This window comes from Pseudoalteromonas sp. TB51 (assembly GCF_000498055.1).
In the GTDB taxonomy this organism is placed as follows: domain Bacteria; phylum Pseudomonadota; class Gammaproteobacteria; order Enterobacterales; family Alteromonadaceae; genus Pseudoalteromonas; species Pseudoalteromonas atlantica.
Map to the genome: position 1 here is coordinate 1 of NZ_AUTO01000102.1, position 6,853 is coordinate 6,853.

The window sequence follows — 6,853 nt, forward strand, 5'->3', positions numbered from 1 at the left end:
CCTGCCGAAGGTTCATCTAGCACATACACAACACCAAATAATTTTGAGCGAATTTGCGTTGCAAGCCGCAAGCGTTGTAATTCCCCAGCTGATAACGATGGCGTAGTACGCTCAAGCGATAAATACCCTAAACCAAGCTTAGTGAGTGCTTCTACGCGTTTGATAATGTCGCTTGTGATGCGCTTTGCCACAATGGCTTTTTCTGGGTTTGCTGCGTTACTTTTAGCGGGGTTATTGGCAGCAATGCTGAGTTTTTCTGCCAGCTCGCCAAGTGTTAACTGCGAAATTTCGCCTATATCAAGGCCTGCTACTTTAACCGATAACGACTCTTTTTTAAGTTTTTTGCCTTCGCACTGCGGGCATTGTGATATTTGCATATACTGCGACACGCGCTTTTTTGTGCGTGGGCTTTGGGTACTGGCAAACGATTGTAAAACAAAGCGTTTAGCACTTATAAATGTACCCATGTAGCTGGGGCTTTCTTCATTTTTAATAGCCGCTTGGGTTTGCTCAAGCGTGTACTCGGGAAACACGGGTACTGTGGGCGTGTCGTCGGTAAACAAAATCCAATCACGGGCTTTTTTAGGCAGGGTATTCCACGGTTTATTAATATCGTAACCTAACGAGGTAAGTATACGGCTTAGGTTTTTACCTTGCCATGCTGGTGGCCATGCTGCAATGGCGCGCTCTTTAATTGATTTAGTCGGGTCGGGCACTAACAGCTTTTCGGTTACGTTAAATACGCGGCCAATACCGTGGCACTCTGGGCAGGCGCCTTGTGGCGTGTTAGGCGAAAACGCATCGGCATACAGTATACCTTGCCCTTTGGGGTATTCGCCTGCGCGTGAGTAAAGCATTCGCAGCGCGTTAGAAATAGTGGTTACGCTACCCACCGATGAACGTACCGAGGGTGCGCCACGCTGTTGTTGTAATGCTACCGCGGGTGGTAGCCCTTCAATCGAATCTACATCGGGCTCATCTACTTGGTCTATTAATCTGCGCGCATAAGGGGATACCGAATCAAGATAACGATGCTGTGATTCGGCAAATAATGTTCCAAAGGCGAGCGATGATTTACCCGAGCCCGATATACCAGTAAAAACAACAAGTGAATTACGGGGCAAGTTTACATCCACATTTTTTAAGTTATGAACACGCGCGCCTCGTACTTGAATGCTGTGCTCTGGGTTTAATAAAGCCGATTGCGCATTACTAACCTCATGTGAATTTTTAGGTGTGGTTGCCATGTAATTTACTCCTGTTTAATAACCATGTGTTTATTAACGTGCCGCAAAGTACTAATACTAATGGGGCGTCACTGAATAAGCGCTTAGTTAGTTTGCTAAGCTTTTAATAGAGTGTTTACATAATAGGTAAAAGCTGCGAGTATAAATTTTAATCAAGCATGCAAAATTCGAGATTTAAAAGGACGTTTAATTGTGGCAAAAATTGTAGTTAGCTTTTTATTTTTATTGGTACTTTGCGCTAAAGTGTGTGCAGCGCAAAATAATGTACTAAACGTTGACCGAGCCATACCAAATAGTATGCACTTGTCGTTTCCAAACGATAATAATATAACGCCTAAAAAGTCTGACTTTTCAATTTTAAACTATGTACTTATGAGTAACGAAGAAGGGGAGCGCTGGGCGGTTATTACCCTTACTAATTTAGCCTCTGGCAAGCGAGAGCTTAATCAAGAACACGTAATAGCGCTGTTTGCAGATGGCAGCAGGCTAACACCAAGTGAATTTAAATTAGGCTTTAAAGGCAATCAAACACAGTCGGTAACGGTATTGTTTGCTGAGCATACGTTTCCTATTTTAAGTGTGTATACCAGTAATGATCAGTAACATGTTTTTAGATAAGTTAAATATGTAGCAATTGCTTTAGTTTATCGGCACCGGCTCTGCTGGTGCTTAGTTCAGATTTAATATCATCATTTACAATCACCATTAGCTTGCCGTTAAACCAACGCTGTATTTCTTTAATGTGGTCAACGTTAACCAAATAGCTTCGATGAATTCGTACAAAACTATGTTCTGCTAAAGCATGTTCGAGCTGATCGAGCGTATCGCTTAAATGATGAAATGTATCGCCATTCCACGCCAAACTATTGCCTTGCTCCGATTTAATAAATTTAATGTCACTTGGGGAGAGTAAAAATATCCGCTCACCGTTTTTACTAATGAGCTTATTTATGGTGTTTTTGGTTAATGTAAAGGTTTGCTCGTTGGGTTCGTGATTGACTAGCGTATGTGCACGTTGTTGCTCTAGTTGCTGCTGCGCTTTGGCGAGAGCTTTTTTTAGCCTAGCAATAGGAAAAGGTTTGAGTAAGTAGTCAGTTGAGGCGTGCTCAAAAGCTTCAATTGCAAATTGGTCATACGCGGTTGTATAAATAATAATGGGCTGGTAGTTAAGTAAATCAATAAGCTCTAAGCCATTGATTTCAGGCATTTGTATATCAAGTAATACCACATCAGGTTTTAGCTCATTAATTAATGAAATGGCCTCTTTGCCATTTGTGGCCATACCCACTACTTCAACATGCTCCATTAAACTCAATTGGTGGCTTAATTTTTCGCGAGCGGGAAGCTCGTCATCGGCAAATAATACACGCATTTTAGTCACTGTATTTGGCTGGTTTTTGCTGCTCATAGTGTTAGCTCCAACGTAACCACTGCACCATTATTATTGCTCAGTAGTACCTTACTTTTACCAAGTTGTTTAACGCGCTTGAGTATGTTTTTCATTCCTACACCACTGCCATGGCCGTGTTTTATTACCTCGCTCGAAAAACCCTTACCGTTATCGCTAATTTGTATTTTAACGCCGTTAGGTAGCTCACTAAGTGTTATATTAAGTATTAACGACGTTTGTTGGGCGTTGTGTTTAATGGCGTTTTCAATAATTGGTTGAATAAGTAGCGGGGGCAGCGATATGTTTTTAAGCGTATTGGGAATGTGGTAATTAACTTTGAGTTTATCGCCAAAGCGGGCTTTTTCAATATTTAGGTACTTTTCTATTATTGTAAGCTCTTGCTGTAAAGGTATTTGTTGTTGCTCTGCCGTGTCGAGGGAGTACCTTAAAATGTCAGCCAGTTCATGCAGTACTTCATCGGCTAAATCGGGGTTTGTATGAATATAAGCCGAAATTGTATTTAAGCTATTAAACATAAAATGTGGGTTTAGTTGGTAGCGCAATGTAGCAAGTTGGGCTTGTTTAAGCGCGTGTTTTTCTGCTGTTGCGCGTTTTTTGTTTTCAATAAAAATACTGGTAAAGTAAATACACGAGCCCCAAAGTAAGCCGTTAAAAACAACAAACACCCCCATCGATTTGTGCCCATCAAAAAGCTGTGTGAGTACTATATCGGTAAGCACATTACCAAGTGCCATAAATACAACTGCTATTAACCATTCAAACGCTATTTTGTTAATGTGTTTATTGCGCAGGTAAAAAATAACTGCTGCCGCACTCCAAACAGGAGCCCAGTAAAAAGTAACAAACCATACGGTAGCAGCAAGTGCACTACCCGCAGTAAAAGGTGCAGAGTTAGCAATTATGAGCCCAAGGGCATAAGCAATATCTACAACAAGTAAAATAAAAAAGCTGTATTTATAAAAAGGATGTTTGAGCATAATAGGTGCTTCTTTTTGTAATTGATTAAACCATAACAAAAAACAGTCAAAACCCAAAGATTTTGTGTTTTGACTGCTACTCTTTTAAAAATAAGTTAGCTCTTTGATTTGTAATGTGTTTTTTAATGGCTCATTGCTTGCGCCTGGCATTTTACGCCACATTAAGTTTACTCCAGTTAATTGAGTGGCCGACCACGTAACGGGGCTACCAAAGCCAAATTGTTTAAATGTAGTGAAAGGAATATCAAGCGTTGTCCATTCATCGCGTGGTTTTAAAAGTACACTAAAGTGATCCCAATCTTTTACATCACTATGATAAACAGACAAAGCAAAAGGCGTGCTTGAACCTTTATACGTTAGTCGAATACCTTTAAATGCAGAGGCATCAGCCGGCGATGTAAATTTTATTTCAGCGCCTGCCCACGCGCCAAAGCTGGTTGGTTTGGTAATGGTTGTATCAATAGTTAAACTGTTTTTATGCGTGGTAAGTGTTGCCACAGACTGACCACCCATTACCGAGTCGCTCAAGGCTTGCCATGGTGTATCACCGGTAAAATCATCAATAACATGTTGCGCTTGGCTGCTTTTTATTACTTCATTACAAGCGGGGCCTTGGGGCTTTGTGGCTTTGTTTTGAGCAATAAGTGCTGGACGGTCTACTTGTACTCCTGCTTTATAAACCTCTGAGATAGTATGAATGTGGTTTAAATCATCAAGTGGGTTTTGCTTAAGCAGTACAAAGCTTGCCTCAAAGCCTTTAGCCAGCTTGCCAATGCTCTTGGCTTTATTAATCGCTTTTGCGCCGTTAACTGTGGTTGCATTAATTATTTCGCCATTTGTTAAGCCTGCTTTTTTAAGGGCATCTAGTTCGTTGTGTAACCCAGTACCGTGCAGCGTGTAAGGGTTTCCGGCATCAGAGCCTGTGCCAATAGTAATATTAGCTTTATGTAACTTTTGTATATTTGCATAAGCGGTTTTACGCTCCTCCCACGCGTGCTCTTTCCATTTTGAAGGTGCAGGCACGTTGTCAAACAAACACCCTTGAAGCTTTTCGGGAATGGTTTTTAGTAACTCGCTTTGTGAGCTAATAGAATGGTTATGCTTTTCATCGCTATGGTTATGATACACCGCAAGGGTAGGAATGTAGGTTACATTATGCTGTTTCATTAGCGTAATAAACTCATCGTCAATCGCTTCGCTATTAATACCGTGCGCTAAAGCCGTTGCACCGGCCTTAATAGCGCGTTTAGCATCACCTAGTGTAGAAACATGCACAAAATACGGTAAATTAGCCGCTGCAGATCGTTTACCTAGCTCGCTTAATTGGCTATCAGTTAATGATTTACCCACACCGCCAAAGGTTTCAATAACCGCTTTAGTTACATGTGGCTTAGTGCTTATATGTTTTTGCCATAGTGCTGCTATGTCTTCATCTTTTGCAATTTCGTATGCGTGGCCGCCAAACTGCGTGCCGTGTCCGCCAGGGTTAGTAAACAAAGTACCCGCATAAAAAAGGTTAGGGGTTAGTTGGGCTTCTTTTAATTGCGCGGCTTCGTTTAGGGTTTGCTCAAACGAAAACAAATCAACAATATTAGTTACGCCTAAATACAAATTAGAATTAAAGTGCGATTTAACCGGCAAATACTGAAACTCAGTAAAGTTACTACCCGATGAACCCAAATGTACATGTAAATCAATTAAACCAGGTATTGCATATTGGTTGTTAGCATCAATAGTTTTATCTGCGTTTTTAAGTGGGTCGCTCGCTTTAGTAATACTTACTATTTTACCATCATCAATATACAGCGAACTCGGCGCAGAAAAGCTTTGCGAGCTATTTTGGTATAAGCGAATGTTGTCGACCCGCAGGTCAATGGCGTGCGCACTAAAGTGGCTTGCTAAACTCAGTGCTATAACTGTTTTTGTAATAATGTTCATGACTATATTCCTTATCAAAATAGGTATTTGGCGTTTTGTTGATAAGAAATTTAGCGAGCTTTTTAACCTGCTTCATTAATGTTTATCTGAATCGACATTATTAGAGGTTGAACCGACACAGAAGTAAATAAGCGTTGTGGTAGGTGACTCGGGCTAACTAAATTAAGTTTTTAAAGGGCCGTTATGAGCGAGAAGCAGACGGTCGAGTAAACTCGTTTTTGGACAAAAACGAGTTAGAGCCGAAGGTCGGCTCTGTGCCATTTGCAGACATTAGCAACGCCTGAGCTCAGGTGCATTTGAGACAACGCCTGCTTTTGCGTTAGCAAAAAAGTGGGTGGCGGATCAAATGTCATCTGCAGAGACTTTTTAGGCAGCGTTCACCGTATTCTAGGAACGAGCGTTTACGAGGCACGTGCCGAACTGGCCTTTATGACTTTTGTAAACAACAAAAAAATATTTGGATCAAACTTCGTGTCCACTTCATGCTTCAAGATATTCATAGTTTCAAGGTGCGATTTAGCCATGCGGTATGGCCTGCTAGTCGTCAGTGCATCATACGCATCAATGATCGAAAGTATTCGACTACTCAGGGGAATATCGGCACCAGCCAGTCCGTCTGGGTATCCGCTTCCATCAAATGCTTCATGATGATGTCTGACAATAGACGCGACCTCGTCTCTGTTTGTCAGGAATGTCTCACTAATTATTCTCTCACCGATAACCGAGTGAGCCTTTATCTCTTCCCTTTCATCAGGTGTGAGCTTTCCAGGCTTCGAGAGAACAGTATCACGAACTCCAATCTTACCCACGTCGTGTAATTGACTGGCAATACGCAAGTCATCTAATGAGGGGGCACTCAAATCGGCCGCACGCCCCACTTCCAACGCAAGCGCACAGACGCGGTCACAATGGCCTCTAGTATACGCATCGCGCGCGCACAATGCCGTAATGAGTGATGGGTAAGCATTTTCTTGATCTGGTGCGAGGGCAAAAGCCATTGAATATCTCTCCTTGTTCAGCAACGCCTAACAATTTAATAGTGCGCTCATCACGCATATTTTTGCTGACTTCAAGCTCATCTATCCACATTCCAACAAATAACCGAGGGTATTTCAAGATTTTAAATAAATTTAAATGTAGGATATACGCGTTGCTCGTTTGCTTGACTATATGAATAAACGACACAACTTTATCTATTAATTAGCCCTAAATTTAGCCTATCTCAATGACCGGTTATCGCTCTTTTGAGGCATTCGCCTAAACACGTTTTGGGGCAGAAA

The 6,853-nt window shown here is 41.6% G+C and carries 5 protein-coding genes and 1 pseudogene; 1 reads left to right on the forward strand and 5 read right to left on the reverse strand.

Translation table 11 applies throughout. The features are described from left to right. Nucleotides 1–1,247: pseudogene (locus L650_RS0104985) on the reverse strand (excinuclease ABC subunit A); the annotation flags it as partial. A 192-nt stretch (nt 1,248–1,439) separates the two neighbouring features. Between L650_RS0104985 and L650_RS0104990 the strand changes: the two are divergent. Further along, nucleotides 1,440–1,850, forward strand: a complete 411-nt coding sequence (locus L650_RS0104990; RefSeq protein WP_029772410.1) for a hypothetical protein — start codon at nt 1,440–1,442, stop codon at nt 1,848–1,850. A 16-nt stretch (nt 1,851–1,866) separates the two neighbouring features. Here the strand turns inward: L650_RS0104990 and L650_RS0104995 are convergent, their stop codons facing one another. The 4 genes from L650_RS0104995 to L650_RS0105010 form a co-directional block, all read right to left on the reverse strand. Then, on the reverse strand, nt 1,867–2,655 hold the full coding sequence (locus tag L650_RS0104995) for a LytR/AlgR family response regulator transcription factor (RefSeq protein WP_029772411.1): 789 nt from the start codon (nt 2,653–2,655) through the stop codon (nt 1,867–1,869). Then, a complete protein-coding gene (locus L650_RS0105000) occupies nt 2,652–3,692 on the reverse strand; it encodes a sensor histidine kinase (protein WP_029772412.1) in 1,041 nt (346 codons plus the stop codon). Before L650_RS0105000 ends, L650_RS0104995 begins: the two co-directional genes overlap by 4 nt. Before the next feature lie 27 nt (nt 3,693–3,719). Then, nucleotides 3,720–5,573 carry a CIA30 family protein gene (locus L650_RS0105005; protein WP_029772413.1) on the reverse strand — a complete coding sequence of 618 codons (1,854 nt, stop codon included), beginning with the start codon at nt 5,571–5,573 and terminating at the stop codon, nt 3,720–3,722. A gap of 401 nt (nt 5,574–5,974) precedes the next feature. Beyond that, the gene (locus tag L650_RS0105010; RefSeq protein WP_004589546.1) at nt 5,975–6,571 is read right to left on the reverse strand and encodes an HD-GYP domain-containing protein; all 597 of its coding nucleotides are present in this window, start codon (nt 6,569–6,571) and stop codon (nt 5,975–5,977) included. Nucleotides 6,572–6,853 lie beyond the last annotated feature (282 nt).

Bases quoted from the DNA above. Each gene is read 5' to 3' on its own strand.
- L650_RS0104995 (WP_029772411.1), bottom strand. From the start codon at position 2,655: ATGAGCAGCAAAAACCAGCCAAATACAGTGACTAAAATGCGTGTATTA.
- L650_RS0105005 (WP_029772413.1), bottom strand. From the start codon at position 5,573: ATGAACATTATTACAAAAACAGTTATAGCACTGAGTTTAGCAAGCCAC.
- L650_RS0105010 (WP_004589546.1), bottom strand. From the start codon at position 6,571: ATGGCTTTTGCCCTCGCACCAGATCAAGAAAATGCTTACCCATCACTC.